Here is a 25,020-nt window from a genome sequence, read left to right as displayed (position 1 = left end):
CGCCGCCGCGATGCAATGCCGGTGGCTCGCCGACGATACGCGTCCATCGTCGGCGGCGTCCGCTGGCCTGGCTGAAGTGTGCCGTGTGCCGGCATGTCCGGACAAAATGCCGACATCTGCGCCCTCGACGCTGACCCTCTTTCTTCAAGTACCACGTGCATGGCGTCCGATCTCTACCGCATCGTCAGTTGCGACAACGGCACCGGCCTGAGCCGGGATTTGGGACTGATGGCCGACGCGCTGACGCTGGGCGGCCAGCGCGTGCAGCGACTGGGCTTCAGTCGCGGCAAGCTGACCCGATTGGCGCAGGAGGCCGGCGCCCGGCTGGCAGGCGCATTCGGCCACCAGGTGCACACCCAGGTGTTTTCCGAGCGCGTCTATCCCGGCTGCCTGGCCTTGGCCGAGCGCAACCTGCTGGTGCCCAATCCGGAGTGGTTCCTGCCGCAGTGGTTGTCGCTGCTGCCGCGTTTCGAGGCGGTGCTGTGCAAGACCCGGCATGCCGAGCTGGCGTTCCGGCGGCTCGGCTGCCGCACCCGCTACATCGGCTTCACCAGCCGCGACCGCTACGATCCTGGGATACCGCGCCGCTACGCGTTCTTTCACCTGGCCGGGCGCAGCACCGCCAAGGGCACGCGGGTGCTGCTGGACACCTGGCAGCGGCATCCGCAATGGCCGCAACTGACCGTGGTGCAGAACCCGCGCAGCGCCGGCGAACGGGTCCGCGCCGGCAACATCGACCATCGCATCGCCTATCTGGACGACGCCGAACTGCGCACGCTGCAGAACGCCCATCTGTTCCACCTGTGTCCGTCCGAGGTGGAAGGCTTCGGCCATTCGCTGATGGAGGCGATGAGCGTCGGCGCAGTGACGCTGACCACCGACGCCGAGCCGATGAACGAGCTGGTGACGCCGGCGCGCGGCCTGCTGCTGGCGCCGGCGTGCTCGCGCATGCAGCGGCTGGCCTCCTATCACTACGTCGATCGCGCCGGCATCGAGGCCGGCGTGGAGCGCGCGCTGGCTCTTTCGGTACTGCAGCGCGACACGATCTCGCGCGCCGCGCGTCGCTATTTCTGCCACAACGATGCGGCCTTTGCGACACGGTTCCAGGCCGCGGTGCTGACCCAGGCGGCGCCGTCCGCGGCGGCGCCCGCGGTGGAACGCATCGCCGGGATCGGAGTGCCTGCGCCATAAGGGGGTCGGCGGCGCCATGGCGGCTGTTGCGTCGCCCTTCGCCGGACCAATCGCGGACCCGGCAAGCGGTGCCCGGCCAGCGTATTCCCCGCGTGTCGCCCGCCGACAACGGCGCGCGATATCGGCATGACAGGATGCGGTCCGCGGGTGCATCGGCGAGCTTGCCGCGGGGAGCGGGTGCGGCGCCGTCGGCGCACCGCGTCCATCGCCCGTTTTCACCACCCGCCATCAGGAGGAGGCATGCCTAACATGACATCGCATCGAATCGCCAAAGCGGCGCTGACCCTAGTGTTGAGTACCGCGCTGAGCGGCTGCGTCACCGTCTATGTCGGTGGTCCCGCCGCGCTGCCGCCGCCACCGCCGCCGCCGGACGGCGGGCCGCGCCACGGCCCTGGCCACGGGGCGGACAGCGGGCCGGGCCACGACCAGGCGCCGCCGCGCGACCCGGCGTTCGAGGCCGCGGTGCAGTCCTGCGCGCGCGAACTCGGGCTGCCGCTGCCTGGACGGCCGCCGGGTCCGCCGCCGGCCGATGCCGGCATGGGCAAGGGTGCCCCGGCCAATGGCGGCGCGCGGCCGGCGGGCGCTGGGCCGGATCCGGCCAAGCCCGACCCGGCGATGCGCGCCAACTTCGCCAAGCTCGATGCCTGCCTGCGCGGCAAGGGCGTGACGCCGCCGCCGTGGCGTGGTCCGTCGCAGGATCGCGCCGCACCATCCGCGGCCGCGCCGCCCGCGCAGCGCTGAGTCCTGCGGCCCGGTGCCGCATGCCCGCACCATCCCGATCCGGGATGGCGCGGGCGTTTTCTTTTTTGGGCAGAGGAATATACTGTCCCCCAGTATAGTTCCCAGGTCGCCGCATGCCGCATACGCCCCACGAGAAGAAACGCGTCCTGGCCCGCATCCGCCGCGTGCGCGGACAGACCGAGGCGCTGGAGCGTGCGCTGGAAGGCGGCGCCGATTGCGCTGCGGTGCTGCAGCAGATCGCCGCGATCCGCGGCGCGGTCAACGGCCTGATGTCGGAAGTGATGCAGGCGCACATCCGCGAAGAATTCGGCCATGCCGCCGCCTCGGAAACGCAGCGCGCCGCGCGCGTGCGCGAGATGGGCATGCTGGTCCGCTCCTACCTCAAGTGATCCCGAACCCCACGACCCAACCCGTTCTTCCAGGAGAAACCTCATGAAATCCCGTGCCGCCGTCGCTTTCGAAGCCGGCCAGCCGCTGCAGATCGTGGAGATCGACGTCGAACCGCCGCGCCAGGGCGAGGTGCTGGTCCGCATCACCCACACCGGCGTCTGCCACACCGATGCGTTCACGCTGTCCGGCGACGATCCGGAAGGCATCTTTCCCGCCGTGCTCGGCCATGAAGGCGGCGGCATCGTCGAGGCGATCGGCGAGGGCGTGACCAGCGTCAAGGTCGGCGACCACGTGATCCCGCTGTACACGGCCGAATGCCGCAAGTGCAAATTCTGCCTGTCGGGCAAGACCAACCTGTGCCAGGCCGTGCGCGCCACCCAGGGCAAGGGCCTGATGCCCGACGGCACCACCCGCTTCTCCTACAACGGCCAGCCGATCTTCCACTACATGGGCTGCAGCACCTTCAGCGAATACACCGTGGTGCCGGAGATCTCGCTGGCGGTGGTGAATCCGGAAGCGCCGCTGGAGAAGGTGTGCCTGCTCGGCTGCGGCGTCACCACCGGCATCGGTGCGGTGCACAACACCGCCAAGGTCAAGCCGGGCGACTCGGTGGCCGTGTTCGGCCTGGGCGGTATCGGCCTGGCGGTGATCCAGGGCGCGGTGCAGGCCAAGGCCGGGCGCATCCTGGCCATCGACACCAACCCCGGCAAGTTCGATCTGGCGCGCAGCATGGGCGCCACCGACTGCATCAACCCGAAGGACTACGCCAAGCCGATCCAGGAAGTCATCGTCGAGCTGACCGATGGCGGCGTGGATTTCAGCTTCGAGTGCATCGGCAACGTGCACGTGATGCGCTCGGCGCTGGAGTGCTGCCACAAGGGCTGGGGCGAGAGCGTCATCATCGGCGTGGCCGGCGCCGGCCAGGAGATCAGCACGCGTCCGTTCCAGCTGGTCACCGGCCGCGTGTGGCGCGGCAGCGCGTTCGGCGGCGTCAAGGGCCGCACCCAATTGCCGGGCATGGTGGAGCAGGCGATGCATGGCGAGATCGATCTGGATCCGTTCATCACCCACACCTTGCCGCTGGAAGAGATCAACGAAGCCTTCCACCTGATGCACGAAGGCAAGTCGATCCGCACCGTGATCCATTTCTGACCTGACGGTCAGTCCGGCGCGCGGCCGCTTCCGCGCATGCAGGTACGCAACGAACCCGGGAGGGGCATGATGAGTACCGTAACGATTCATCCGTCGGTGGACGGCGGAGTGCGCGCAGGCGCGGAGAATTTCCAGGGCGGCACCCTGGAATGCCACTGCGCCAGCGACAAGGTGACCGTGGACGTGGGGGCGCAGACCGCGCACAACCACGCCTGCGGCTGTACCAAATGCTGGAAGCCGAAAGGTGCGACGTTCGCGGTGATCGCGGTGGTCGGCCGCGACAAGGTCAAGGTCACCGCACACGAGGAGAAGCTGAAGGTCGTCGACGAGAGCGCGACGATCCGGCGCCACGCCTGCACCGGCTGCGGCGTGCACCTGTACGGGCGCATCGAGAACACCGAGCATCCGTTCTACGGCCTGGACTTCATCCATACCGAGCTGTCGCCGCAGCAGGGTTGGTCGGCGCCGGGCTTCGCCGCGTTCGTGTCCTCGATCATCGAGAGCGGCACCCGCCCGGAAGCGATGGACGGCGTGCGCAGCCGGCTGCGCGAGCTGAAGCTGGAGCCCTACGACTGCCTGTCGCCGCCGTTGATGGACGCGATTTCCACCCACGTCGCGCGCAAGAACGGCGTGCTGCAATAAAGCCTGCCGCCCGCGGCGTGCCGCCCTGGCGGCGCGTCGCGGCGGCGTCTCCGGATGCGGCCGGCGTTTGCCTGGCCGCGTCCCCCCTCTTCGGGATCCCTTTCATGGAACGCATCGAACACCATGCCTGCTGCGGCGGCTGGCAGGACGTCTATCGCCACGACTCGGCCGTGCTCGGCTGCACGATGAACGTGGCCGTGTACCTGCCGCCGCAGGCCGAACACGCCACGCTGCCGGTGCTGTACTGGCTCAGCGGGCTCACCTGCACCGAGCAGAACTTCATCACCAAGGCCGGCGCGCAACGCTACGCCGCCGAGCACGGGGTGATCCTGGTCGCGCCGGACACCAGCCCGCGCGGCGACGATGTCGCCGATGCCGAGGGCTACGACCTGGGCAAGGGCGCCGGTTTCTACGTCAACGCGACCCGCGAGCCGTGGGCCAGGCACTACCGCATGTACGACTACGTGGTGCAGGAATTGCCCGCGCTGATCGAGGCGCAGTTCCCGCACAACGGGCGGCGCGCGATCAGCGGCCACTCGATGGGCGGCCACGGCGCGCTGGTGATCGCGCTGAAGAATCCGGGCCGCTATCGCAGCGTGTCGGCGTTCTCGCCGATCGTAGCGCCGTCGCAGGTGCCGTGGGGCGAGAAGGCGTTTTCGGCCTATCTCGGCGACGACCGCGCCAGCTGGAAGGCCTACGACGCCACCGCGCTGATCGCCGGGGCGAGCGAGCGCCTGCCGTTGCTGATCGACCAGGGCGGCGGCGACGAGTTCCTCGACAAACAGCTGCAGCCGCAGTTGCTGCAGGCCGCGGCCGATGCCGCCGGCTACCCGCTGACGCTGCGCCTGCAGCCCGGCTACGACCACAGCTACTACTTCATCGGCAGCTTCATCGGCGAGCACATCGCCCACCACGCGCGCGCGCTGCAGGGCTAAACGCCGCTGCAGCGCTGCGGATGGGCGCCGCCGCTTGGCGAGGCTACACCGCCAGGCCGATGGTGATGGTGCCGGTGTAGCCGTTGCTGGTGTCGCCGCTGAGCGTCGGCGTCTGCGCGGCCAGCTGCGTGCTGGTGTTGTCGCCGAACACATTGTCGCTGGACAGGCTGATCGCGGCCTTGTTGGTGACGCTGGCGCTGTAGCCGCTGACCGCGGCATAGACCGTATCGCAGATGTCGCTGGGCATCGCCATCTGCGAGGTCAGCACCTTGTTGGTATAGCTGGTCGCGGTGTCCAGGCTCGGATAGATCTCGAAGTGGATGTGCGGCCAGCGTCCGCTGTAGCAGGCGGGGAAGATGGTCTGGAAGGTGACCTGGCCGTTGCTGTCGGTGACCTGCACGCCGCGCAGGTAGTTCTGATCCTGGATGCCGCTGGAGTACAGCGAATACTTGCCGTCGCGATTGCAATGCCATAGGTAGATGGCGTAGCCGGACAGGACCGCGCAGCTGTTGTTGACGTTGACCAGGGTCAGGGTCAGGGTCAGCGGCAGGCCGGCCGCGGTCCCGCTGTCGCTGCCGAAGCTGCTGCGGATGTCGCTGCGGACGATGCCGCTGGACGAGAGCACGTTCACCACGCTGCTGTTGACGCTGTTGGAGCCGTCGGCGGGATAGGGGCCGGCGGTTTCTTCCGGATCGGCAATGCAGCTGCCCGATGTGGTGCTGGTGGTGGTCGTCGTCGTCGTGGTGCTGGTGGTGGTCGATGCCGTGGTGGTGGTCGCGGTGGACGTGGACGAAGTGTCGTCGCCGCTGGAGCCGCCGCCGCAGGCGCTGATCACCGCCATCGCGCTGCCGGAGGCGATCCAGGCGAGCAGGCGCCGCCGTTCCTGCATGCGTTGCTCGAGAGTTTGCAGGTCGAACTGCAGGCCGCGGTCGTGGTCGTCGAGGTCGTGGTTGCGGTCTGTCATGGCGTGGCCTCCAAAGGCGCGTGGCGAGAGTCGATCATGCGCACCGTCGAGTGGGCACGAGCGCCGCCAGTCTTGCCGTTCGCCGCTTGCGGCGTTTGCCTGAATATTGCCTCGCGCGACAAATGCCGGCGCAGCGCCGCGTGCGAGGATGGATTCGAGCTTTCGTGTCCGTTGCGTCGCGCATGCGGCAACAGGCTGGCGACTGGCGGCATGCCGCAGTCGCGCGACGTTCCCGCCCGCAACGTGCCATCGCGATTCCGGATTCCACTGCCATGCTGCGCCACACCGTTTTCCGCCGCCCACGTCGTGCCGTACCGGATGCCCGCATGCGGCGCCTCGCATCGTTGCTGCTGGCGCTGGCGGCATGGCCGCAGACCCACGCGCAGGTCATGGAAATCGGCGAGGACGGCAGCGTGCGTCACCTCGGCGCAGGCTGGGCGACGCCGGGCGCCGCGCAGCGTCCGTCCGCCGCGGCGCATGCCTCCGTGGTCGCGGCCGCGCCGCCCTATCGCGCCGCCTTCGAGACCGCTGCCGCCCGCCATGGACTCAGTGTCGCGTTGCTGCAGTCGCTGGCCTGGTCCGAGTCGCGCTACGACGCCTCCGCGGTGTCGTCGGCCGGTGCGATCGGGGTGATGCAGTTGATGCCGGCCACCGCCCGCGCACTGGCGGTGGATCCCTGGGATCCGCAGCAGAACATCGAGGGTGGGGCAGCCTATCTGCGCCAGCAGCTGGACCGCTTCGATGGCGATCTGGAGCGCGCGCTGGCCGCCTACAACGCCGGCCCCGGGCAGGTGCAGCGGCATGCAGGCGTGCCGCCGTTCCGCGAGACCCGCGCCTATGTCGCCGGCAACCTCGAGCGTCTGGCCGAGCTGAGCGTCGCCGGCGGTGCGGCCTCCACCGTGTCGCTTTCCGTTCCCCAGGGAGATCTGCAATGAACCCCATGTTCCGCCGCCTGCCGATATCGCTCGCCACCGTCGCGTTCGCTCCCGCCGCGTGGGCGCGGGGCGGCGATCCGGCCGGCTCCGGGCCGATCCTGTCGGCGCTGGAGTGGATCCAGGGCACGCTGCTCGGCAATGCCGCCACCGCGGTGGCGGTGATCGCCGTGGCCGTGGTCGGTTTGATGATGCTGAGCGGGCGCATCCATTGGCGCCTCGGCGCGACCGTGATCCTCGGTTGCTTCGTGTTGTTCGGCGCGACCACCATCGTCGCCGGCATCCGCGCGGCGGCAGGTTGAGCAAGGCGATGAGCGCGTTGCGATCCACGCCGATCTTCCCCGCGCTGACCCGGCCGCAGATGTTCTGCGGCGTCACCTACAGCTATTTCATCGTCAATGGCGTGGTGACCACGGAAGCGTTCCTGATGACGCGTTCGTTCTGGGCGCTGGCGGTGGCGCTGCTCGCCCATGGCGTCGGCTACCTGGCCTGCCTGCGCGAGCCGCGCGTGTTCGACCTGTGGCTGGTGCGGGTCAGCCGCTGCCCGCGGGTGCGCCATTGGCGCCGCTGGCGCTGCAACAGCTACGCGCCATGATGCGGCCGCGCGAACAACGCGCTGGCGACCATCTGCCCTACGCGCGGCTGCTGGATGCGCATACCGTGCAGTTGCGCGATGGCGCGTTGCTGCAGTGCCTGCGCCTGGAAGGATTGGCGTTCGAGACCGCCGACGGCGACGTGCTGGACCTGCACCAGCAGGCGCGCGACGCGGCGTTGCGTGCGGTGGCCGATTCGCGCTTCGTGTTGCATCACCACCTGCTGCGGCTGCGTGCGAGCGTGGACGTGGGCGGCGACTTCGCCGATCCGGTCTGCGCGCTGATCGACCGGCGCTGGCGCGGGCAGCTCGGCCAGCGCCGGCTGTTCGTCAATGAGTTGTTCGTCAGCCTGCTGCGGCGCCCGGCGCGCGGCAAGACCGGTATCGCCGAGCGCCTGGGTGGCGTGTTGCGCAGGGGCCTGGGCGACACCGCGCGCGCGGCGGCGCTGGCGCGCGAGCGCCGCGAACTGGATGCCGCGCGCGATGCCTTGCTGGCCGCATTGCAGCCCTACGGCGCGCGCCTGCTCGGCGACTACGAGACCGCGCACGGAGTGTGCTCCGAGCCGCTGGAACTGCTCTCGGCGCTGTACAACGGCGAGCTGCGGCCGATGCTGCGGCCGCCGCATGGCGACCTGGGCCATCACCTGCCGTACCGGCGCATCAGCTTCGGCCTGGAAGCGCTGGAACGCAAAGGCCCCGGCGCCGCGCGCGACTACGCCGCGCTGCTGTCGCTGAAGGAGTATCCGCCGAACGCGCTGCCGGGCATGCTCGATGCGCTGTTGCGCATGCCGTGCGAACTGGTGCTCTCGGAGAGCTTCGCTTTCGTCGAACGGCAGTTGGGACTGGAGCGCGTCTCGCTGGCGCTGCGCCGCATGCGCGCCGCCGAAGAGGATTCGGCGTCGCTGCGGCAGGGCCTGGTCGAGGCCAAGGACGACCTGGCCAGCGGCCGCGCGGTGTTCGGCGAACATCGCTTCGGCCTGCTGGTGCGCGCCGATGCGCTGGAGGCGCTGGACGCGGCCGTCGCCGAGTGCGCGGCGGCGCTGGCCGACCTGGGTGCGGTGGCAGTACGCGAGGACCTGTGCCTGGAGCCGGCGTTCTGGGCGCAATTCCCCGGCAACGAAGCCTACGCGGCGCGGCATGCGCTGCTGTCCAGCGGCGCGTTCGCCAGCCTGGCCTCGCTGCACGGCTTTCCGCAGGGCCGCGCCGACGGCAACCACTGGGGCGACGCGGTGACGGTGCTGGAAACCACCGCCGCCACGCCGTATTTCTTCAATTTCCACCGTGGCGACCTGGGCCACTTCAGCGTCATCGGCCCGTCCGGCTCGGGCAAGACGGTGGTGTTGAACTTTCTCGCCGCGCAGGTGCAGAAGTGGCGCCCGCGCGTACTGCTGTTCGACAAGGACCGCGGCGCGGAGATCTTCGTGCGTGCGATCGGCGGGCGCTATGCCAGCTTGCGCAGCGGCGAGGCGACCGGCTTCAATCCGCTGCAGTTGCCGGATACGCCGGGCAACCGTGCGTTCCTGCGGCGCTGGCTGGCGCAGTTGCTGGGCGATGCGCAGCAGCCGTTGAGCGCCGACGAGGCGGCGATCCTGGCCGCCGCGGTGGACGCCAATTACGAGCAGGCGCCGCAGTACCGCCGCCTGCGCCATTTCCGCGAACTGCTCGGCGGCCAGCGCCGCCCGCAGCCCGGCGACCTGGCCGCGCGCCTGGCGCCGTGGTGCGGCGACGGCGAGCGCGCCTGGTTGTTCGATCACGCCTACGACCGATTGGACCTGGGCATTCCGACATTGGGGTTCGACATGACCGAGCTGCTGGACATGCCGCAGCTGCGTACGCCGACGTTGTTGTACCTGTTCCACCGCGTGGAGGAGCGGCTGGACGGCAGCCCGGCGCTGATCCTGATCGACGAAGGCTGGAAGGCGCTGGACGATGCCGTGTTCGCGGCCCACTTGCGCGACTGGATGAAGACCTTGCGCAAGCGCAACGCGATCGTCGGCTTCGGCACCCAGAGCGCGCGCGACGCGCTGGACAGCCGGGTCGCCAGCGCGATCATCGAACAGGCCGCCACGCAGATCTTCATGCCCAATCCGCGCGCCAGGGCGGAGGACTATTGCGACGGCTTCGGCCTCAGCGCGCAGGAACTGGAATTGGTGCGGCTGCTGCCGGCGCATGCGCATGCGTTCCTGGTCAAGCACGGCAACGAGAGCGTGGTGGCGCGGCTGGACCTGTCGGGCATGCCGGAGTTGCTGACCGTGCTGTCCGGTCGCGAAGCCAGCGTGCGCCGCCTGGACCAGCTGCGCGCGCAGTTGGGCGAGCATCCGCGGCAGTGGTGGGAAGCGCTGACCGGGGTGCCGTATCCGGCACCGGCCGCCTGCGCTGCCGACGAGCGTGCCGCATGAGCGCCTGCGCTGCGATTCCGATCGACGGCGATGGCGGCCTGGCCGCCGGCCTGGCCGCCATCGACTGCCAGATCAACGGTGCGGTGCAGGCCGGCTATGCGCAGCTGTTCGGCGCCAGCGGCATGTTCGGCGCGGTGCTGCGCGCGTTGCTGGTGGTCTGGGTGGCGATGCTGGCGCTGGGCCTGATCGGCGGGCGCCTGCGCCTGAGCCTGCCGGCGCTGGGGCCGCGCCTGTTCGGCGTCGCCCTGGTGCTGACCTTCGCCACCGCGTGGCCGGCCTACCAGACGGTGGTCTATGGCCTGCTGGTCGGCGGTCCCGACCAGATCGCGTCGGCCTTCCTGGGGGCGCCGCATGGCGCCACCCAGGCCTTCGCGTCGCGGCTGGACGGCCTGCTCGGCGAACTGGTCGAACTCGGCCGCCAATTCGATGCGCAGGCGGCGGCGCCGCAGGCCAAGCAGGCGGCCAAGTTGGTGCGCGGCTGCGCCCTGTTGCTGCTGCTGTCGACGGTGGGGCTGCTGGTCGTGGCGCGGCTGGTGCTGGCGGCGTTGCTGGCGCTGGGGCCGATGTTCGTGCTGCTTGCGTTGTTCCGTGCGACCCGTGGCCTGTTCGAGGGCTGGTTGCGCATGGCGCTGAGTTTTGCGCTGGTGCCGATGCTGGTGGCATTGGCCGGTGCGGTGTTGTTGCGGGTGCTGGCGCCGGTGATCGATGCGATCGCGCTGGATCCGCTGGCGGCCGCGCAACAGCAGCGGCCGCTGCTGATGCTGCTGCTCGGGTGTGCGATCTACCTGGGCCTGCTGCTGGCGATGGCCTGGACCGCCGCCGGCCTGGCCCGCGCATGGCGCCTCGGCCGTGGCGATCAACCTGCAGACGGCGGCTCGTCGCGGGTCGATGTGCAGGCCCGTGGAGCGCCCGCCGCGCTATCGCCCGCGCGGGTGCATGACCTCGCCACCGAGGCGCGGATCGCCTCCGCGGGCAGCGCCCGCACCCTGCACTGGCTCGGTGGCCTGGCCCGCGACAGCGCGCCGCGCACGACGCCGCAGGCGTCTGTCGCCGCGGTGAGCGTGGGCAATCGCCGTGGCGGGCTGGGGCGGGGCATGCGGCCACGCATGGCGCCGCGCCCGCTCGGCGGAGCGAGGACGCCATGACCACCCGCACTCGCCGAGTCGGCCGCGCCGCGTTGTGCCTGCTTGCGTTGGCGGCGGTTGCCGATGCCTGCGCCGATCCGCGCATCCGCGAACTGGACTACGACGACCGCAAGGTGGTGCGTATCGACGGCTGCTTCGGTTTCCAGACCATGGTCGAGTTCGCTGCCGACGAGCGCATCGAGAACGTGGGACTGGGCGAGGCGGCGCACTGGCTGGTGGTGCCCAACAAGCGCGCCAACCTGCTGTTCGTGAAGCCGGCCTATCGGACCAGCCACAGCAACATGACCGTCGCCACCGACCGCCATCGCTACAGCTTCGAACTGGTGGCCAGCGACTCGCCCGATTGCAGGCGCGGGCGCGTGGTCTACGACCTGCGCTTCCGCTATCCCGAGGAGGCCGCCGCACGCACGGCGGCGGCGACGGCGGCGGTGGCCAGCGTGCAGGCCGAGGTGCAGGCGAGCGCGGCGCTGCCGGCGCCGGCGCAGCGCAACCGCGCCTACAGCTTCAGCGGCGCGCGCGAGAACGTGCCGCTGCGCGTGTTCGACGACGGCCGCAACACCTATTTCCAGTGGGCCGATGCCAGCAGCACGCCGGCGGTGTACGCGCTGGCCAGCGACGGCTCGGAGACTCCGCTCGCATTCACCCGCCGCGGCGACTACCTGGTGGCCGACCAGGTCGCGCCGGCGTTCGCCCTGCGCCGCGGCCATGCGGTGGCGCAGTTGTTCAACGACGGCTTCCGCACGCCGGCACTGGATGCGCAGTCGCCGCAGCCGCGTGCCGCGGCGGCAGCGCCCGCGCGCCGCCCGGCCTGGTGGCGAAGGAAAACAGCCGATGCGCAATGATGCCGGCGAGCGCGATCCGAGACTGGCGCTGGACGCAGAGACGCTGCATGCGGCGTCGCTGCGCGCGGCGCCGCAGGTGGCGCGCACGCCGCGCGTCGGCGACAGCCTGGGGTTCGCGCTGGGCCTGCTGGGCGCGGTGGCGCTGGGCGGATTGACCCTGCTGCTGCTGTCGCGGCAACGCCTGCATGCGCCGCCGGTGCCGGCGCCGGCGCAGACGTCGGCGCTCGTCGCGTCGCTGCCACGGGCGCCGGTCGCTTCCCGCACGGCACCGTCCCCGCCCACGGTCGCGGCTGCGGCCATCGCCGTCGCTCCCACGCAGTCGCGGTCGATGCCGATGATCGTCGACAACAGCGCTGCGTCCGAGGCGGGCGCCGCGCCTGGGCAGGCCGCTGCCGCATCGGGGACTGCCAACGCCGCGCCTGCGGGCGGTGCCGGACTCAACCAGGACGAGCAGTTCGCCCTGCGCGTGGGCGGCGACGCGCCGCCGTTGCAACAGGCGGTGGCGCTGGCGCATCCGGCGCGCACGGTGGTGCAGGGCAGCCTGATCCCCGCGGTACTGGAAACCGCGCTCAATACCGATCTGCCCGGGTACGCGCGCGCGCTGGTCAGCCGCGACGTGCGCGGCTTCGACGGCAGCGAAGTGGTCATTCCGCGCGGCAGCCGCCTGGTCGGGCAGTACCGCAGCGGTGTGGAGACCGGGCAGCGCCGCGCCTACATCGTCTGGTCGCGCCTGATCCGTCCCGACGGCGTCTCGGTGCAGCTCGCGTCGCCGGCGGTGGACGGCAGCGGCGAGACCGGGCTGGACGGCGAGGTCGGGCGGCATTTCTGGCAGCGCTACGGCGCGTCGATGCTGCTGTCGGTGGTCGGCGGCGTCGCCAGCGCGCTCGGCGGCGACTCCGGCACGCTGGTGATCGGTACCTCGGCCAGCAGCGCCTCGGCGCAGGCGCTGCAGACCGACGGCAAGATTCCGCCGACCATCCGCGTGCCGTTGGGCACGCCGATCCAGGTGTTCGCCGCGCGCGACCTGGATTTCTCCGGTTACTGACGTTCCCGTTTTACTTTTTTCCATGTCCGAGGAATCCGCATGAAGCACCGTTCGCTGCCGTTGCTGTTGTCCCTGGCCGGGGCGCTGTCCTGCATGGCGCCGGCGCTCGCGCGCAATGGCGGCGGTGGCGCGCCGGCGAAGCCGCCGTCCGGCCCCAATCCGAAGGTGGAGGCGGCGATGCGGGCGTGCGCTGCCGAGCAGGGTGTGGCGGCGCCCGCTGCAGGTCCGCCGCCCGCTGCCGGACGCCCGTCCGCTCAAGGCCGCCCGCCCGCCGATGCGAAGCGCCTGGACATGGCCAAGTTCGACGCATGCATGAGCGCCAAGGGGCTGCCCAAGCCGAAGGGTCCGCCTCCGCAGGGCGGCCAGCCGGAACATGCCGCGCCGCCGCCGGCAGGCTGACGGTGCAGTCGCCGCCGCTGGCATTTCCGCAGGCGCCCGCGCAGGACGTCTATCTGCAGCGCTATCTGCTGCCCTTCCAGCCCTGGCTGGATGCGGCGGACGTCACCGAGATCCTGGTCAATCGCCCGGGCGAGGTCTGGGTGGAGCGCCTGGGCCAGCCCTGCATGCAGCGCATCGATGTCCCCGCCATCGACGATGTGCTGCTGGAACGTCTGGCCACGCAGGTCGCGCGTGTCACCCACCAGGCGGTGAACCGCGAGCATCCGCTGCTGGCGGCCACCTTGCCGGGCGGCGAGCGCGTGCAGGTGGTGGCGCCGCCGGCCACGCGCCGGCATTGGGCGCTGGCGATCCGCCGCCACTTGAATCTGGATCTCGGACTGGAGGCGTATCGGCTGGCCGACGCAGGCGCCCGCGACGACCTGGCCTGGGATGCGCAGGCGTCGCTGTCCGGGTTGCGTGCCGCGGTCGCGGCGCGGCGCACGCTGTTGATCGCCGGCGGTACCTCGTCGGGCAAGACCACCTTCCTCAATGCGTTGCTGAAGGAGGTGCCGGCCAGCGAGCGCATCGTCGCGGTGGAAGACACGCCGGAACTGCACCTGCGCCAGCCCAATCACCTCGGCCTGGTCGCGGTGAAGGGCGAGCAGGGCGAAACCCGCGTCACCACCCAGGACCTGCTGCAGGCCGCGTTGCGGCTGCGGCCGGACCGCATCCTGCTCGGCGAAGTGCGCGGCCCGGAGGCGGTGACCTTCCTGCGCGCGATCAACACCGGCCATCCGGGGTCGTTCACCACCATCCATGCCAACACGCCGCAGGGCGCGCTGGAACAGCTGGCGCTGATGGTGATGCAGTCGGGCATCGGCCTGAGCCGCGCCGACACCTTGGGCTACATCCGCAGCGTGGTCGACCTGGTGGTGCAACTGGGCCGGGTCAACGGCGAGCGTCGCATCCTGGCGATCGAGGCGCTGCGCTGAGTGCGCGCTGGGCATCGCCGCCTGCGCGATGGCGATTGTGTGACGATTCCGTTCGCGTATCGGTGCCGCTCGTAAACAAATGCGCGGCGCGTCGTCCAATGCGCGGTTGTGCGATTGCCGTCGCGTCGGCTGAGACGGCGTGCCGCTAGATTCCTCGGCCTTCGCCATCGTGTCGTCCCGGACTGGAGTCGCGCCATGCTCGCTTGCCGCAAACCCGCATCGCCGTTGTCGCGGCAGCGTTGGCGCAGCCCGCTCAGCGCGCTGGCCATGCTCGCCTGCACCTTGTTCGGTGCTTGTGCGGCGCTGGCGATCGGCGCGGCGACGGTATAGCGGGGCGGAGCGGATCGATGCGGGTCCGCAGCGCCACGCTCCTGGCTTTCGCCAGGCCTGGGAATGGCGCTGGGCGCGATGGGATGGGCTGCCGCAGGTGAGCCTTGCGGCGACAGGTCTGGTTGCTTGCGACGGGACTAGAGAAACGTCGCGTCGTTCAAGCGCCTCGCGTGTTTGCCGCGGTGGCGATGGCGTCTGTTCAACGGTGGCGCCGCCGTAGGGTGCGCCGCCTTTGGTACTTCGATGCGATCTTCGGCGCGATGCCCCTGCACGCCATGCGCACGGCCGCCTCCGATCGCGCGAACCGGCAGCTTGGCGACCGGCCGATGGCTCAGCGCGGCAACCGTGCGGCCAGTTTTCCCAACTGCCGCATCGCGCTTTCCAGGGGCTCGCTCCACGGCTGGCCGCAGGTCAGACGCAGGTGGTCGGCGTAGTCGCCGCGGCTGGAATACAGATGCCCGGGCGAGGTGCCGATGCCCGCGGCCAGCGCCGCCTCGAACAGCGCCTGGCCGCTGCCGCCGTCGGCCAGTTGCAGCCACAGCGACAGCCCGCCGGCGGGATCGCCGACCCGGGTGCCGGCAGGCCAGTGCCGCACGATCGCTTCGCGCAGGCGCTGGCCGTTGTCGGCGAGGGTGCGGCGCAGCTTGCGCAGGTGCCGCTCCAGATCGTGCTGCGCCAGGTAGTCGGCCAGCGCCAGCTGCGGCAGGCTGGCGCCGCCGACGGTGGAGAAGTACTTGGCGCGGACCAGCGCGTCGGTCCATTCGCCGCCGAGCAGCCAGCCCACGCGCAGGCCCGGCGCCAGCACCTTGGAGAACGAGCCGCAGGTGATCACGTTGCCGTGCGTGTCGAAGTGGCGCAGCGGGCGCGGGCGCTGCCCGGACCAATCCAGCTCGCCGTAGATGTCGTCCTCGATCACCACGGTGCCGTGGCGTGCGCAGCTGTCGAGCAGGGCGCGCTTGGCGCTGTCGGGAGTGAGGCTGCCCAGCGGATTGTTGAAGTTGGGCACCAGCACCGCCGCGCGCGCCGGGGTGCGTTGCAGCAGCGCGTCCAGGCGCGCGGCGTCGATGCCGTGGCCGGCGCGGTTGGGCACTTCCAGCACCTTCAGCCGCAGCGCCGCGACCGCCTGCAGGATGCCGTGGTAGGTCGGGGTTTCCACCAGCACCACGTCGCCGGGTGCGGTGAGCGTGCGCAGCGCCAGGCTGATCGCCTCCATCGCGCCGGCGGTCACCACCACTTCGTCCGCCGCCACCGTGGTGGCGCAGTGCGCGTAGCGCTGCGCGATCTGCCGGCGCAGCGCGGCGTGGCCTTGTGGCGGCGCATAGTCGAGCGCGACCGCGCGATGGCGGCGCAGCTGCCGCGCCAGCGCGGCGGCGAGTTGTGCGGCCGGCAGCAGCGCCGGCGCCGGGGTCGCGGTGTGCAGCGGGACCAGGTCCGAGCGCGCGAGCATGTCGAGCACGCCTTGCAACGCCGGGTTGTCGACCATGCCCGGCGTGCGCCGCCGCGCCGGCGTCGGCAGCGGCGTCAACGGCTCGGCGGCGGCACGCACGAAATAGCCGGAGCGCGGCCGCGCCTGTACCCGGCCTTCGCGCTCCAGCTGCAGGCAGGCCTGCACCGCGGTGGCGGTGCTGATGCCGTGGTTGGCCGCCAGCTGCCGGATCGACGGCAGGCGCTCGCCGGCGCGCAGCGTGCCGCGCTCGATCTGCTCGCGCAGCTGCACCGCGAGCGATTCGTACAAGAGCATGCGGGCGCCTCATCTGTATCGGTCCACTTACAGCGTATCTGAATCTGTAATGGTCGGGTGCGGCGCTGCACACTGGGCCTGTGCCGGCCATCGCGTCGGCGTTCCCCTTGCTTGCGAGGCCGGCCATGCCGCTTTCCGTGTTCGTTGTCGATGCCTTCACCACGGTCCGCTTCAAGGGCAATCCCGCCGCAGTGGTGCCGCTGCAGGCGTGGTTGCCGGATGCGCTGATGCAGGCCATCGCCAGCGAGAACAACCTGTCGGAGACCGCGTTCTTCGTGCGCGATGCCGATGGCGTGTTCGCGATCCGCTGGTTCTCGCCGCTGAAGGAAGTCGGCTTCTGCGGCCATGCGACGCTGGCCAGCGCGTTCGTGATCGCCACCCAGCAGCTCGCACCGTTCCCGCTGCGCTTGCGTGCGGCCGCGGTCGGCGAACTGGGTGTGGAGCGGCTCGCCGACGGCAGCTTCGAGATGCGCTTTCCGAATCAGGCGCCGGCCTTGTTGGCGTCGGTGCCGCAGGCCCTGTACGCGGCCTTGTCGATCGTGCCGCAGGCGGTGTATGCCAACGCGCAGGCGTACATCGCGGTGTACGCGGACGAACGCCAGGTGCGCGCGGTGGTGCCGGACCTGGCGCGGATGCTGGCGCTGGCGCCGCGCGATGTGGCGGTGACCGCGCCCGGCATTAGCCACGATTTCGTGTCGCGCTATTTCTGGCCGGCCAATGGCGGCGCCGAAGATCCGGTGACCGGCTCCATCCATGCCGCGCTGGCGCCGTTGTGGGCGCAGGCGCTGGGCAAGGTGCAGCTGACCGCGCTGCAGGCGTCGGCGCGCGGCGGCGAGCTTGGGTGCCGGGTCGAGGCGCAGCACGTCTATGTGCGCGGCAGCGCGGTGCAGTACCTGCACGGGACGATCGCGCTGTGAGCGCGGCGGTCGCCGTTCCCGCCGGCGCCGCGCGGCGCGCGCTGTGGCAGTTGTTGCTGGCCGAAGTGCTGATCGGCTCGGTCGGCGTGTTCGTGCACGAGAGTGGCCAGGACCCGGTGACCGCGGTGTTCTACCGTTGCCTGTTCGGCGCATTGTTCCTCACCGTCTGCGGGCTGCTCGGCGGCCAGTTGCGCGGGCTGTGGCGCGAGCGCAGGTTGCTGCGCGATGCCGCGGTCAGCGGCGTGCTGCTGGTGCTGAACTGGGTGGCGCTGTTCGCCGGCATGGCGCGCTCGTCGATCGGCGTGGCGACGATGGTCTACCACGTGTTCCCGTTCGTGATGCTGATCCTGGCGGCGATGGTGCAAGGCGAGCGCACGCGCCGCAGCGACCTGGGCTGGACGCTGCTGGCCTTCGTCGGCGTGGCGTGCTCGGCGGATCCGGCGCGGCTGTGGCATACCGCCGATCGCGGCTATCTGTTCGGCATCGCGCTGACCCTGCTGGCGGCGCTGCTGTGCGGTGCGTCGCTATTGATGTCGCGGCGCATCAGCCGCGAGCGGCCGCTGGCGGTGGTGACGGTGCAGTGCTGGGTGGGCACGCTGCTGCTGGCGGGATTTTCCAGCGGCAGCGCATTGCACCCAGGCATGCACTGGCTGTGGCTTGCCGGCCTGGGGGTGATCCACAGCGGCATCGTCTACGTGCTGTTCTATTCGTCCTACCGACACCTGCACGTGGCGACGATCGCGATCCTGGCGTTCGTGTATCCGCTGGTCACCTTGCTGCTGGACTTCCTGCTGTACGGCCACCGGCTGGTGCCGGTGCAATGGCTGGGCCTGGCGCTGATCGTGCTCGGTACGCTGGCGGTGAACCTGAAATGGCGTTGGCCGCGGCGCGCTGCAGGCGTGGTGACGGGCGGCGTAACGCGCTAGATGCGCAGTTCACGCATCGCAGTCGGCGAAGCGTTTGTGGGAGCGACTTCAGTCGCCACAGGCCTTGCCGGTACGGCCTGTCGCCACTGAAGTCGCTCCCACAGAGGTCATTCGCACCTGCGTACCTGTTCCGGCCGGTCCGTATCGTCGGCACGGATGCGCGGACGATGCGCTCAACGCACGTTGCGCAATTCCCAGCCGCTGCCGGCGAGCAGGCGCATGCGCTGCTTGAGGATGTCGCCGGGAATGCTGGTGGTGGCGACCAGGTCGATGCGCAGGTCGTCCTGCTTGCCGCTGACCGTGGCAGCCGGATCGACGACGCCCAGCGACGGATCCACGTCGTCCGGCTCCGGCTGCAGTGCGCGCCAGCGCTCGAACCAGGCGGGGCTGCTCAAGGCCTGCTGCAACTGCTCGGCGAAGGCGTCGGCGCCGTTGGCGCTGAAGCTGAGCGTGGGTTCGCTGCCGCGCGCGCGGGCGGGGTCGGGCAGGCTGATCGAATAGGTCACGGCCATGGCGGTTCCTCTGTGGAGCGGTGCGGCGCAGCCTAGCAGGCGGCGTCGTGAGTGGGTTGTCTACGGCGGAGACGTTGCAGGAGCGGCTTCAGCCGCGACAGGCTATCGATAGCACCTGTCGCGGCTGAAGCCGCTCCTACAACAAGCAACAAGATTCGCGCGCAACGCCTAGGCGAACGTATGCGGCCCATCGGCGAAGCCCAGGGTGAGCGCGCCCTTGCCGACGTTGACCATGCCGGTCAGGCTCATCACGCTTTCCAGCACCTCCACCGCGTGCGTCTCGCAGACCTGGCGCAACGCCGTATAGCCGGGCAGGGCGCGCAGTTCGCTCAGCTCGCCGCCGTAGCTCAGGCACAGCGTGGGCGTCATCAGCCCGGCGGCCACGCGCTTGCCGACGAACTCGAACAGCTTCTGCACCGCGGCGTCGAACCCCTTGATCTTGGCCACCGGCGCGGTGTCGCCGCGATAGCCGTGCAGCACCGGCTTGATGTCCAGCGCGGTGCCGAGCGCGGCGCTGATCAGGCCGACGCTGCGGTCGCCCTTGCTGCGCGCGCGGGCGCGCATGTAGTACAGGTCGCGGGTGACCATGTAGCCGTGCACGTTGCCGGCCAGTTCCTCCAGCCGTTCGCGGATCGCCTGCACGCTGGCCCCGGCCGCGCGCAGGCGTACCGCCTCCACCGCGGTCACCGCCTGCGCGGCGAACAGGTTCTGCGTGTCGATCACCCGCAGCGCGAACGGCGAGGTGTGTCCGGCGGCCTGCCGGATCGGCTTGTAGTCGTTGAGGATGGCGAAGCTGGCCTGCAGCGCATGCTGATGGATCGGGCTGCGGGTCTTGGTGATGGTCATGCAGAACACGTGGTCGTAGTCGATCACCAGCCGGCTCAGGAACAGCTCGCGGATCTGCGCCACGCTGAACGGGATGGTTTCCGCTTCGGCGCCGTGCTCGGCCACGTGCGCATGCAGGAAGCTCAGCGTGGCTTCCTCGTCGCGATGGTCGGCCAGCACCGCCTCGCCGATGCGCACGCTGATCGGCAGCAACACGATGTTGTGGTCTGCGATGTAGTCCTGCGGCAAGTCGCAGGCAGAATCCACCACGATCCCGATACGCATCTGGCCCCCTCCGGCGTTGCGCCTCGTCAGTACCGGCTAGGTTAGCGCAGACGCCCGGGAACGTCGCGGCCGGCTCAGCCGGGGCGCTGCACGGCGATCGGCAGCGCCGCCAGCCGCGCCATCTCGCCGCGCTGCAGCAGCTGCGGATCGGCCAGCAGCGCCTGCATCAGCGGATGCGCGTCGTTGCCCCACAGCAAGGCCTCGCCGACCTGCAGCGTCGGCACGCCGAACACGCCGGCGGCGATGGCCTGTTCGGTATTGCCGCGCAGCTGCGCCTTGACCTGCGGATCGCCCACGGCGGCGGCCGCATCGGCGATGCCAAGCGCCAGCGCCACCGGGGCCAGTGCGGCGGCATCGTCGCCGGCGTGGCCGTCGCGCCACAGCCAATCGAACAGCGCGTCGATCGCCTGCGGCGTGCTGCCGGCGGCGATGCACAGCCGCAGCGCGGCCAGCGGGTTGAACGGATGCGCCGGCGGAAACCGCAGCGGCACGCCCTCCTGCTGCGCCTGCCACTGCACGAACTGGTAGGTGAAGCTGCGTTTGTGCGGGATCTCCGCCGGTCCGCGCGTGTGCAGATGCTGCAGCACCGCGCCGAACACGATCGGCACCGGCTCGATCCGCGCGAACTCCGGCAGCGCCTTGAGCTTGTGCCAATGCAGATAGGAAAACGGCGAGACGAAATCGAAATACCAGCGCAAGCGCATGAGCGGGCTCCGGTCGGGGATGCGCCAGCTTACTCGCCTGCCGGCATGCGGCGCGGCGTGTTGCACTGCGGCGCATGCCGCGCCCGTGCGCGTGCCGCGACCGGGGCGCTGGACGCCGCGGTAGACAATGCGTCGCCGCCGATCTCGACCGCGTGTGGGAACTGGGAACGCGCGCACGCTGCAGGTCTCGACCGCGTGGCGCTATTGCCGCAGCGCATGCCGCCAGGCGTTCTTCGCATAGCTCGTGCCGCGCGGGTCTTGCTAGCGTCCGCCGCGGCAGCACCTCCGCTGCCGTGCCCGCCGACTTCCTGGGAGAAACCGAACATGCATGATGTCCAGATCGTTCCGATCGCCGCACCGCATCTGCGCGCCGCCGCGCCGCGCGCGCGCATGCGCCGGCGCCTGCTGCAGGCGCTGTTCGCCGTGTCGTGCCTGGCGACTGCGCCGCTGGCGCTGGCCGGACCCTACAAGATCTTCGGCAACCACTATGCGTGGGTCAACAATTTCAACGATCCCAACAACGTCATCCAGGGCACCTTCGGCACCGGCAGCACGCCGGAGCTGACGGTCACCTTCAATTTCGCCAACTCCAGTCTGTACGGGTATCCGGCGATCGTGCGCGGCTGGCACTACGACTGGAACCCGACCAGCGATACCTTGTTCCCGCGGCAGGTGTCGTCGCTGAGCACGATCCCGGTCAAGTTCACCTACAGCGCCGGCGGCAGCAACCTGGGCGGCGATTTCGCCTACGACCTGTTCTTCCGCCGCGACACCAGCAAGGGCGTGCCGCAGTTGGAAGTGATGATCTGGGGCGGACACAATTCCTGGCCGATCGGCACGCTCACCGCCAGCAACGTGATCAGCGCCGGCGGCTACACCTTCGACCTGTGGGAAGGCAACAACAGCGCCGCCGGCTACTACGTCTACACCTTCATCCCGCACGGCACCGCCGGCCAGCCCAACCTGCCCACCAGCGGCAACCTCAACGTCGACGTCAAGCCGTTCCTGAACTGGCTGCAGGCCAACCGCAGCAAGGACGGCCGCTACAGCAACGCGCTGTATCTGCACGTGGTCGAGGCCGGCTTCGAGGTGGTGCGCGGCAACGGCTGGGCCAAGGTCAGCGCGACCATCGACGCGCATTGAGTTGCGCGCCGCAGCGGCGGCCCGACCGGGCCGTCGCCGCCCTGGCGGGAATTTCCCGGCATCGATGCTGGCGCGCCGGCAATGGCCGACGCCAGCGCGGCAAACGCAGCGGGCTGGCGCGCCACACCGTCGTCGCGGCGGACCGCGGACGCTTCTAGAGCAGCGGCCGGGCCACGGTGCGTGTCGCGACGTGATGCGGCGCGGCCCGCACCGCTTGCACCGCCTACGCGCTACTGCGTATACGCCCGCGGCAGCGCGCCGGCCTGCTTCATGTAGCGGTCGCGCAACTCGGTCTGGCGCGAGCGCATCGGGATCGGGCGGCCGCCCAGCCAGACCTGCTCGGCGTAGTGGGCCACGTCCAGCGGATCGCCTTCCCACAGCACCAGGTCGGCGAGCTTGCCGGGGGCGATGCTGCCCAGCTTGTCGCCCACGCCCAGCGCCTCGGCCGGGACCCGGGTCAGGCCGGCCAGGCCGTCTTCCCAGGGCAGGCCGTGCGCTACCGCGTTGCCGGCCAGCTGGCGCTGCTTGCGCGCATTGTGCGAGCCGTCGCCGCCCTGGGTGAAGCTCACCGCGACGCCGGCCGCGTTCAGTCGCGCCGCGTTCTCCAGGGTCGCGCCGATCTGGTCGAAGCTGCTCGGCAGGTCGTCCAGTGCGTTGACGAACACCGGCACCTTCACCGCGGCCAGCAGCGGCGCCAGCTTCCACGCCTCGTCGCCGCCGGCGATGGCGATGCGCACCTTCTCGCGCTGCGCCCAGCGCAGCAGCTGGCGGATGTCGGCGGCGCGGTTCACCGCCACCACGATGCGGCCCTGGCCGGCCAGGTACCTGGCCAGCACGGCGCGTCCGGCCGGGGTCAGCAAGGCATGCGGCGAGTCCGCCGGCATGCGTCCGCGCGCTTCGGCCACCAGCTGGTCGAGCAGCATCCACTGCGCGGCGCGCGACTTGCCGCTCAGTTCCAGCGCGTCGCTGCCCAGGCGCACGTACAGCGCGTGCGGGCCGATCGGGTCGGCGCCGCCGTCCAGACGCATCACCGCGCCCTGGCCGGCGATGAAGGCGCCGCCACTGTTGGCGCCGAGCGCGGTGAAGCCGATGCCCTCCACGCGCGCGACGGGTATCAGCACCGATTCGGGGTTGTAGGCCAGGGTCACGTCGAACTCCGGGCGCATCGGCTGGTCGTGCGGCAGGCTCAGCGCGCTGTCCACAGTGGAGGATTCGCCGGACACTTCCTCGATGCCGATCTCGGTGATGCCGCCGAACAGGGCCGGGGTCAACGGGCGACCCTTGGCCTCGATCACCGCGACGCCGGCCGGTGCCGACAAGCCGCTGCCGACCGCGCGGATGGTGCCGCCCTGGACCAGCACGTCGGCGTTCTGCAGCGTGCCGCGCGCGCTGGCGGTATGCACGGTGGCGCCGCGGATCAGCACGTCCTGCGCGAAGGCGGGTGCGCTGCCGAGGATCAGGCAGGCAGCGATCGCCAGGCGCCGTGCCAGGGGGCGGCGCGAATGCGGAGCGGAACGGCTCATGGGGCAGCCTCCTGGCCGAGCATGAAGTCGGATGTGGGTTGCAGGCGGCGGTCGGCGCGGTCGTAGACCTGCGCGCCGTCGATGTAGACCTTCTCGGCCAGCGCGTAGGAACTGAACGGGCTGCCGTTCCATACCACCACGTCGGCCATCTTGCCCGGCTCCAGCGAGCCGGTCTGCTTCTCGATGCCCAGCGCCTTGGCCGGATTGCTGGTCAGCCAGCGGATCGCGCGCTCGGGCGCGATGGCGATGCCGGCGCGGCGCCCGGCGGCCATCGCCTTGGCCGCTTCCTGGTTGAGCCGCTGGATGCCTTCCTCCGAATCCGAATGCACGATGGCGCAGCCGTTGGCCGGACGATCGACCAGCGCGATGTTTTCCTGGATGCCGTCGAAGGCCTCCATCTTGAAGCCCCACCAGTCGGCCCACAGCGCGCCGCAGACGTTCTCCTGAGCCAAGCGGTCGGCGATCTTGTAGGCCTCCACGCCGTGGTGGAAGGCGGCGATCTTGAAGCCGAATTCCTTGGCCAGGTCGAGCATGGTGGTCATCTCGTCGGCGCGGTAGCAGTGGATGTGCACGCGGATGTCGCCGTTGATCGCGCCGGCCAGGGTGTCCAGCTTCAGGTCGCGCTTGCCGCCGCTGTCGCCGGAACTGTCGTTGTCGCCGGCGCCGCGGCTCCACCAATGGCGCTTTTCCGGCGGCTTCTTCTTCGGCGCGTTCTTGCGCAGGTATTCGCTGGCGTCGATGAACGCGGCGCGGTAGCCGGCGACGTTGCCCATGCGCGTGGCCGGGCCGCCCTTCTCGCCGTACACGCGCTTGGGGTTCTCGCCACAGGCCATCTTCAGGCCCCACGGCGCGCCGGGGAACTTCATCGCCTGGTAGGTGGTGGCCGGCACGTTCTTCAGGGTCACGCCGCGGCCGCCGACCAGGTTGGCCGATCCGGGCAGCACCTGCAGCGAGGTGACGCCGCCGGCAAGCGCGGTGCCGAAGCCCGGATCCTGCGGCCAGATCGAATGTTCGGCCCAGACGTTGGGCGTCACCGGCGCGGTCATCTCGTTGCCGTCGCTGTGCGCGCTGACGCCGGGGCTGGCGTACACGCCCAGGTGCGAGTGCACGTCGATGATGCCGGGCGTGACCCACTTGCCGTGGCCGTCGATGCGGGTGACGTTGGCCGGAGCGGCGAGCGCGCGGCCCACCGCCTGCACGCGGCCGTCCTGCAGCAGCACGTCGGCATCGTCCAGGCGCTCGCCGGTGCCGGTGAGCACGGTGGCGTGCTCGATCAGCACCGGCGTGGACGCCAGCGGCCGGTAGGTGCTGGGGTAAGGGTCTTCGACGAAGCGCGAGGCCGCCGCGGCAGGGCCGCACAGCGCCACGCCCAGGCAGGCGAGCAACAGATGACGCATCAGATTTTCCCCGGATGTTGGCTGCAGCGTTGGCGCCGCCTGCGCACGCTAGCCCGAGCCGGCGCGCTTGCCAAGTGCGGGTGGCGTGGGGCGGGATTGGGGATTGGGGATTCGCAGAGCGCGTCGGCAGGCGAATGCTCACCCGCCCGTGGCTCAAGGTGACAGCGAACTGCCACGCTTTCCCCAATCCCCAATCCCCAATCCCCAATCCCCCATGCGTCCGTTGTTAGTGGAGGACGGCACCGATCCGGCGATGCGATCTCGCGCCGCACGCGCCGTGCTGGGCATGGGTGGATTGGCAGAGCGATGGTCCGGGCGCGGCCAGCGTGGCCGATCGCGCGGCGGCGACAGCCCACGGATCGCTCGCCGCACACCGC

At 70.5% G+C, this 25,020-nt stretch carries 26 protein-coding genes; 19 read left to right on the top strand and 7 right to left on the bottom strand.

Translation table 11 applies throughout. The features are described from left to right. Positions 1-159 precede the first annotated feature (159 nt). The 6 genes from HDC36_RS11195 to fghA all read left to right on the top strand — a co-directional run bounded on the left by HDC36_RS11195 (position 160) and on the right by fghA (position 5,051). Entirely contained in the window at positions 160-1,191 is a 1,032-nt protein-coding gene (locus tag HDC36_RS11195) for a glycosyltransferase (RefSeq protein WP_255432685.1), read from the top strand. A 249-nt stretch (positions 1,192-1,440) separates the two neighbouring features. After that, positions 1,441-1,932, top strand: a complete 492-nt coding sequence (locus HDC36_RS11190) for a hypothetical protein (RefSeq protein ID WP_179567234.1) — start codon at positions 1,441-1,443, stop codon at positions 1,930-1,932. 113 nt (positions 1,933-2,045) lie between these two features. Beyond that, on the top strand, positions 2,046-2,321 hold the full coding sequence (locus HDC36_RS11185; protein WP_179567232.1) for a metal/formaldehyde-sensitive transcriptional repressor: 276 nt from the start codon (positions 2,046-2,048) through the stop codon (positions 2,319-2,321). Positions 2,322-2,364: 43 nt separating this feature from the next. Further along, entirely contained in the window at positions 2,365-3,474 is a 1,110-nt protein-coding gene (locus HDC36_RS11180) for an S-(hydroxymethyl)glutathione dehydrogenase/class III alcohol dehydrogenase (RefSeq protein WP_145702909.1), read from the top strand. A gap of 69 nt (positions 3,475-3,543) precedes the next feature. Further along, complete coding sequence (gfa, locus tag HDC36_RS11175; protein ID WP_179567230.1) at positions 3,544-4,116, top strand: S-(hydroxymethyl)glutathione synthase; 573 nt, start codon at positions 3,544-3,546, stop codon at positions 4,114-4,116. Between the two features lie 104 nt (positions 4,117-4,220). Further along, positions 4,221-5,051: an S-formylglutathione hydrolase gene (fghA, locus tag HDC36_RS11170; RefSeq protein ID WP_179567228.1), complete on the top strand. Its 831-nt coding sequence runs from the start codon at positions 4,221-4,223 to the stop codon at positions 5,049-5,051. A 43-nt stretch (positions 5,052-5,094) separates the two neighbouring features. Here the strand turns inward: fghA and HDC36_RS11165 are convergent, their stop codons facing one another. Then, entirely contained in the window at positions 5,095-6,015 is a 921-nt protein-coding gene (locus HDC36_RS11165; RefSeq protein ID WP_179567226.1) for an intradiol ring-cleavage dioxygenase, read from the bottom strand. 326 nt (positions 6,016-6,341) lie between these two features. On the opposite strand from HDC36_RS11165, the gene HDC36_RS11160 reads away from it, so the two are divergent. The 10 genes from HDC36_RS11160 (at position 6,342) to HDC36_RS23480 (ending at position 14,670) form a co-directional block, all read left to right on the top strand. Further along, positions 6,342-6,950 (top strand): lytic transglycosylase domain-containing protein, encoded by a 609-nt coding sequence (locus tag HDC36_RS11160; RefSeq protein ID WP_179567224.1) that lies wholly within the window; start codon positions 6,342-6,344, stop codon positions 6,948-6,950. Next, positions 6,947-7,249 (top strand): TrbC/VirB2 family protein, encoded by a 303-nt coding sequence (locus tag HDC36_RS11155; RefSeq protein WP_179567222.1) that lies wholly within the window; start codon positions 6,947-6,949, stop codon positions 7,247-7,249. Before HDC36_RS11160 ends, HDC36_RS11155 begins: the two co-directional genes overlap by 4 nt. Positions 7,250-7,257: 8 nt before the next feature. Continuing rightward, a complete protein-coding gene (locus tag HDC36_RS11150) occupies positions 7,258-7,542 on the top strand; it encodes a type IV secretion system protein VirB3 (RefSeq protein ID WP_179567220.1) in 285 nt (94 codons plus the stop codon). Beyond that, the gene (locus HDC36_RS11145) at positions 7,539-9,938 is read left to right on the top strand and encodes a VirB4 family type IV secretion/conjugal transfer ATPase (protein ID WP_179567218.1); all 2,400 of its coding nucleotides are present in this window, start codon (positions 7,539-7,541) and stop codon (positions 9,936-9,938) included. The genes HDC36_RS11150 and HDC36_RS11145 overlap by 4 nt, the downstream gene beginning before the upstream one ends. After that, entirely contained in the window at positions 9,935-11,083 is a 1,149-nt protein-coding gene (locus tag HDC36_RS11140; protein WP_179567216.1) for a type IV secretion system protein, read from the top strand. Before HDC36_RS11145 ends, HDC36_RS11140 begins: the two co-directional genes overlap by 4 nt. Next, the gene (locus HDC36_RS11135; protein WP_179567214.1) at positions 11,080-11,925 is read left to right on the top strand and encodes a TrbG/VirB9 family P-type conjugative transfer protein; all 846 of its coding nucleotides are present in this window, start codon (positions 11,080-11,082) and stop codon (positions 11,923-11,925) included. Before HDC36_RS11140 ends, HDC36_RS11135 begins: the two co-directional genes overlap by 4 nt. Beyond that, positions 11,915-12,970 (top strand): TrbI/VirB10 family protein, encoded by a 1,056-nt coding sequence (locus HDC36_RS11130; protein WP_179567212.1) that lies wholly within the window; start codon positions 11,915-11,917, stop codon positions 12,968-12,970. The genes HDC36_RS11135 and HDC36_RS11130 overlap by 11 nt, the downstream gene beginning before the upstream one ends. 39 nt (positions 12,971-13,009) lie before the next feature. Further along, complete coding sequence (locus HDC36_RS11125) at positions 13,010-13,369, top strand: hypothetical protein (protein WP_179567210.1); 360 nt, start codon at positions 13,010-13,012, stop codon at positions 13,367-13,369. Between the two features lie 2 nt (positions 13,370-13,371). Next, on the top strand, positions 13,372-14,340 hold the full coding sequence (gene virB11 / locus HDC36_RS11120) for a P-type DNA transfer ATPase VirB11 (protein WP_218848145.1): 969 nt from the start codon (positions 13,372-13,374) through the stop codon (positions 14,338-14,340). A 195-nt stretch (positions 14,341-14,535) separates the two neighbouring features. Next, positions 14,536-14,670 (top strand): hypothetical protein, encoded by a 135-nt coding sequence (locus HDC36_RS23480; protein ID WP_255432684.1) that lies wholly within the window; start codon positions 14,536-14,538, stop codon positions 14,668-14,670. Positions 14,671-15,001: 331 nt separating this feature from the next. Here the strand turns inward: HDC36_RS23480 and HDC36_RS11115 are convergent, their stop codons facing one another. Next, entirely contained in the window at positions 15,002-16,411 is a 1,410-nt protein-coding gene (locus HDC36_RS11115) for a PLP-dependent aminotransferase family protein (RefSeq protein ID WP_179567206.1), read from the bottom strand. A 125-nt stretch (positions 16,412-16,536) separates the two neighbouring features. On the opposite strand from HDC36_RS11115, the gene HDC36_RS11110 reads away from it, so the two are divergent. Together HDC36_RS11110 and HDC36_RS11105 are read left to right on the top strand one after the other, a co-directional pair. Continuing rightward, complete coding sequence (locus HDC36_RS11110) at positions 16,537-17,328, top strand: PhzF family phenazine biosynthesis protein (protein ID WP_179567204.1); 792 nt, start codon at positions 16,537-16,539, stop codon at positions 17,326-17,328. Continuing rightward, positions 17,325-18,254 (top strand): DMT family transporter, encoded by a 930-nt coding sequence (locus HDC36_RS11105; RefSeq protein WP_179567202.1) that lies wholly within the window; start codon positions 17,325-17,327, stop codon positions 18,252-18,254. Before HDC36_RS11110 ends, HDC36_RS11105 begins: the two co-directional genes overlap by 4 nt. 173 nt (positions 18,255-18,427) lie before the next feature. Here the strand turns inward: HDC36_RS11105 and HDC36_RS11100 are convergent, their stop codons facing one another. The 3 genes from HDC36_RS11100 to HDC36_RS11090 all read right to left on the bottom strand — a co-directional run bounded on the left by HDC36_RS11100 (position 18,428) and on the right by HDC36_RS11090 (position 20,580). After that, positions 18,428-18,766, bottom strand: a complete 339-nt coding sequence (locus HDC36_RS11100) for a hypothetical protein (protein WP_179567200.1) — start codon at positions 18,764-18,766, stop codon at positions 18,428-18,430. Between the two features lie 168 nt (positions 18,767-18,934). Then, entirely contained in the window at positions 18,935-19,876 is a 942-nt protein-coding gene (locus HDC36_RS11095; RefSeq protein ID WP_179567198.1) for a DegV family protein, read from the bottom strand. Between the two features lie 74 nt (positions 19,877-19,950). Beyond that, positions 19,951-20,580, bottom strand: a complete 630-nt coding sequence (locus tag HDC36_RS11090; RefSeq protein WP_179567196.1) for a DsbA family protein — start codon at positions 20,578-20,580, stop codon at positions 19,951-19,953. 390 nt (positions 20,581-20,970) lie between these two features. Between HDC36_RS11090 and HDC36_RS11085 the strand changes: the two genes are divergently transcribed. Further along, positions 20,971-21,723, top strand: a complete 753-nt coding sequence (locus tag HDC36_RS11085) for a cellulase (protein ID WP_179568034.1) — start codon at positions 20,971-20,973, stop codon at positions 21,721-21,723. A gap of 230 nt (positions 21,724-21,953) precedes the next feature. Here HDC36_RS11085 and HDC36_RS11080 read toward each other — a convergent pair whose 3' ends face one another. Then, on the bottom strand, positions 21,954-23,246 hold the full coding sequence (locus HDC36_RS11080) for an amidohydrolase family protein (protein WP_179567189.1): 1,293 nt from the start codon (positions 23,244-23,246) through the stop codon (positions 21,954-21,956). Beyond that, a complete protein-coding gene (locus HDC36_RS11075; protein WP_179567182.1) occupies positions 23,243-24,643 on the bottom strand; it encodes an amidohydrolase in 1,401 nt (466 codons plus the stop codon). The genes HDC36_RS11080 and HDC36_RS11075 overlap by 4 nt, the downstream gene beginning before the upstream one ends. Positions 24,644-25,020 lie beyond the last annotated feature (377 nt).

Source organism: Xanthomonas sp. JAI131, assembly GCF_013410075.1.
Classification (GTDB): Bacteria; Pseudomonadota; Gammaproteobacteria; order Xanthomonadales; family Xanthomonadaceae; genus Xanthomonas_A; species Xanthomonas_A bonasiae.
This window is presented reverse-complemented; position numbering and strand designations above follow the sequence as displayed.

Coding starts and splice junctions, on each gene's coding strand:
- HDC36_RS11135 (WP_179567214.1), top strand. CDS start 11,080: ATGACCACCCGCACTCGCCGAGTCGGCCGCGCCGCGTTGTGCCTGCTT.
- HDC36_RS11140 (WP_179567216.1), top strand. CDS start 9,935: ATGAGCGCCTGCGCTGCGATTCCGATCGACGGCGATGGCGGCCTGGCC.
- gfa (WP_179567230.1), top strand. CDS start 3,544: ATGAGTACCGTAACGATTCATCCGTCGGTGGACGGCGGAGTGCGCGCA.
- HDC36_RS11180 (WP_145702909.1), top strand. CDS start 2,365: ATGAAATCCCGTGCCGCCGTCGCTTTCGAAGCCGGCCAGCCGCTGCAG.
- HDC36_RS11080 (WP_179567189.1), bottom strand. CDS start 23,246: ATGAGCCGTTCCGCTCCGCATTCGCGCCGCCCCCTGGCACGGCGCCTG.
- HDC36_RS11155 (WP_179567222.1), top strand. CDS start 6,947: ATGAACCCCATGTTCCGCCGCCTGCCGATATCGCTCGCCACCGTCGCG.
- HDC36_RS11075 (WP_179567182.1), bottom strand. CDS start 24,643: ATGCGTCATCTGTTGCTCGCCTGCCTGGGCGTGGCGCTGTGCGGCCCT.
- HDC36_RS11160 (WP_179567224.1), top strand. CDS start 6,342: ATGCGGCGCCTCGCATCGTTGCTGCTGGCGCTGGCGGCATGGCCGCAG.
- HDC36_RS11090 (WP_179567196.1), bottom strand. CDS start 20,580: ATGCGCTTGCGCTGGTATTTCGATTTCGTCTCGCCGTTTTCCTATCTG.
- HDC36_RS11085 (WP_179568034.1), top strand. CDS start 20,971: ATGCGCCGGCGCCTGCTGCAGGCGCTGTTCGCCGTGTCGTGCCTGGCG.
- HDC36_RS11190 (WP_179567234.1), top strand. CDS start 1,441: ATGACATCGCATCGAATCGCCAAAGCGGCGCTGACCCTAGTGTTGAGT.
- HDC36_RS11165 (WP_179567226.1), bottom strand. CDS start 6,015: ATGACAGACCGCAACCACGACCTCGACGACCACGACCGCGGCCTGCAG.
- HDC36_RS11150 (WP_179567220.1), top strand. CDS start 7,258: ATGAGCGCGTTGCGATCCACGCCGATCTTCCCCGCGCTGACCCGGCCG.
- HDC36_RS11195 (WP_255432685.1), top strand. CDS start 160: ATGGCGTCCGATCTCTACCGCATCGTCAGTTGCGACAACGGCACCGGC.
- HDC36_RS11130 (WP_179567212.1), top strand. CDS start 11,915: ATGCGCAATGATGCCGGCGAGCGCGATCCGAGACTGGCGCTGGACGCA.
- HDC36_RS23480 (WP_255432684.1), top strand. CDS start 14,536: ATGCTCGCTTGCCGCAAACCCGCATCGCCGTTGTCGCGGCAGCGTTGG.
- fghA (WP_179567228.1), top strand. CDS start 4,221: ATGGAACGCATCGAACACCATGCCTGCTGCGGCGGCTGGCAGGACGTC.
- HDC36_RS11115 (WP_179567206.1), bottom strand. CDS start 16,411: ATGCTCTTGTACGAATCGCTCGCGGTGCAGCTGCGCGAGCAGATCGAG.
- HDC36_RS11125 (WP_179567210.1), top strand. CDS start 13,010: ATGAAGCACCGTTCGCTGCCGTTGCTGTTGTCCCTGGCCGGGGCGCTG.
- HDC36_RS11110 (WP_179567204.1), top strand. CDS start 16,537: ATGCCGCTTTCCGTGTTCGTTGTCGATGCCTTCACCACGGTCCGCTTC.
- HDC36_RS11095 (WP_179567198.1), bottom strand. CDS start 19,876: ATGCGTATCGGGATCGTGGTGGATTCTGCCTGCGACTTGCCGCAGGAC.
- HDC36_RS11100 (WP_179567200.1), bottom strand. CDS start 18,766: ATGGCCGTGACCTATTCGATCAGCCTGCCCGACCCCGCCCGCGCGCGC.
- HDC36_RS11145 (WP_179567218.1), top strand. CDS start 7,539: ATGATGCGGCCGCGCGAACAACGCGCTGGCGACCATCTGCCCTACGCG.
- HDC36_RS11185 (WP_179567232.1), top strand. CDS start 2,046: ATGCCGCATACGCCCCACGAGAAGAAACGCGTCCTGGCCCGCATCCGC.